Origin of the sequence: Oscillibacter sp. ER4 (assembly GCF_000765235.1) — a bacterium.
Taxonomy (GTDB): Bacteria; Bacillota; Clostridia; order Oscillospirales; family Oscillospiraceae; genus Hominicoprocola; species Hominicoprocola fusiformis.
In genome coordinates, this window is record NZ_JPJG01000118.1 from 1 (window position 1) to 2,441 (window position 2,441).

The 2,441-nt window shown below is 45.3% G+C and carries 1 protein-coding gene; it reads right to left on the reverse strand.

Annotated elements, in window-relative coordinates; genetic code table 11:
- Positions 1-119: 119 nt before the first annotated feature.
- Positions 120-1,910, reverse strand: a complete 1,791-nt coding sequence (locus NI20_RS0113490; RefSeq protein WP_033121906.1) for a reverse transcriptase domain-containing protein — start codon at positions 1,908-1,910, stop codon at positions 120-122.
- Positions 1,911-2,441: the final 531 nt, after the last annotated feature.

The following is a 2,441-nucleotide window of genomic DNA, read 5'->3' on the forward strand; positions in this document are numbered from 1 at the left end:
TCGTAGGGTAGGGTAAAGGCGCCTTGCCGCCGCTGGCGGTAGGTTTCCTACACCCTCCCTCGGAACCGGACTTACTCCTCTCGAAGTATCCGGCTCCCCATTAGTAATTGACGTATTGATTAGTGTCTGTGTATTCTTTCATGGCACTTGCTGCAAACAACAAGCGTTTTTCTCCGCTTCTTTTTCATCACGGTTTCCCAATCAGAATTGCCCAATTCGTTTAAGTTCCGTATAACGTGAACCTCATACAAATCGGCTTCTTTACACCCACATAATTCACAAACTCTGGCGTTGAGCCGTTGTCTGATAGTGGTTTTCCAGCTATATTTTTTTCTTTGATAAATGATGTCACTCGCTTCGCCACGCTTACAGTCTGCGATTTTAACAGGGCGAACACGTTTTGTCCCTGCTTTAGTTTCATAAGGAACAGACCATGTTTTACCGTCTTTATACTGGCGAATGATTTTGCGGATACTGGTTTTATGCTTGTTGGCAATCGTCTTTAAGCAACTGTACTCCATGAGATAGCAGAAGTAGTCCAGCGTATGATAATCACAAGCCAGATTGTAATAGTTGCATAATCCTCTTGCTTCGGCATTGTACTGTTCCACAATCTCATAATCCGCAAGGTTGAGAAGTCCGGCTCGGTGTATCGGCTGAAACTCCCCGTTTTCCTTTTGGCGAATGACTTTCTTTGCAAACATGAATTTCTCAATCTTTTCCGTATGGGGAACAGACAGGGCAACTTTCATGTGCAGGGTACGGGATTTTCTCCACGTTCCGTTTTTCATTCTGTGACCTTTGACTTCCTGATTTCTGCGGACGCAAATATCATAGCCAATGAAACGGACTTTTTCGGAACTGTGCGTTATCAGCGTCTTTTCCTCGCTTAGAGTTAATTTCAGCTCTGTGCTTAGAAATTCAGCGATTTCGGCTTTCAAGTCCTCACATTCCGCTTTTGTGCCGCACACGCCTGCCAGCCAATCGTCCGCATAGCGGACAAAAGTGAACTTCTTGTTGTCGGCAGGTTTGCAGGGCAGATTTCTCATAGCTTTCTTCTGTGCCCTATGTTGGTCAATCAGTTCTTGTCTTGCCGCTTCATCGGCGGTATGGTCAATCCAATAAGACAGTCTTTTTAATTCTTTGCTTGCCGCATGATATTCCGGTGTCTGATATGCAGACCTCGGCTTATCAAAGCGTTCTGCGATTTCCCGAAACTTCTTGTCCAGCTCATTCAGATAGATATTTGCAAGTATCGGAGAACAGATACCACCCTGCGGGGAACCGCTGTAAGTGGCGTTATATTTCCAATTCTCGATATACCCAGCTTTCAAAAACTGGCGAATGATGTTCAGAAAACGACTGTCCTTGATTTTCCTGCTCAAAATCTCAATCAATTTTTCGTGATTGATGTTATCAAAACAACCTTGTATATCGCCCTCGATAAACCAGACCACGCCTGTGAAGTCAGAAGAAATCTGACGGAGTGCGGTATGACAGCTTTTGCCCGGTCTGAAACCGTGGGAGTGGCTGTCAAAGACAGGTTCATAGATAGCTTCTAAAATCATTCTGACAACTTCTTGCAGGAGCTTGTCACGGAAAGACGGGATACCCAGCGGACGGAGCTTTCCGTTTTTCTTTGGAATATACTCACGCCTTACAGGATTAGCCTCGTAGGTTCCGTCCTTTAGTGACTGGATTAACTCTTTTACATAGAAGTCACTGAAACCGTCTGCGGTATCGTCGTCGATACCCTGTGTTGTTGCACCTTTGTTTGCATAAAGTTTCTGATAGGCGGCGTAGTAAATATCTTCACGAAGTAAGTATCTGTAAAGTCTTGTGAATACGCCGTCTTTGTGTTCGCTGGAACACTTTTCAATACGCTCTAAAATTTCAGATGTTGGTTTCATTGAGGTTTCTCCTCCCTTTCATTCTTACATTTTAGATGCTACTAACTGGCTCCCTTCGCCATGTAAGGGTCATTATCCCTCTCGGACTACTATGGAGCCTCCGTTACCATATCCGGCAAATGAGCCGGACTTAGGCAATCCCCAGTTAGCACTGTGCATAGGTTAGTGAAGATTGTCGGATATGCTTTCGGTTCGTTGTGACGTGTTCTCACGCCTGTTTCATAACGTGTTGGCAGTTGTCCCGCCGTGAAAGATGACGTGACAGCGTTATGACATGGGTTTCAGGACTTTTCCCACACCTGCAAAAAACAGGAACTGGAACCTTACATTCGATAAACCCAATCTTATCCTCATATCTTCTTAACATTAGGAAACAGTCGCACCTAAGTCCTTTGGTGACTATTCCTTTTTCTGCCATGCGCTGTTCCCGTAAAGGATTTCTCCTTAGTCGGTAAGGCAGATTGTCTCGCACACTGCCGTGTGCGGCAGTACCTTAGACTGCTTTGCACAGCGCCCTATCTGGGCGCACCT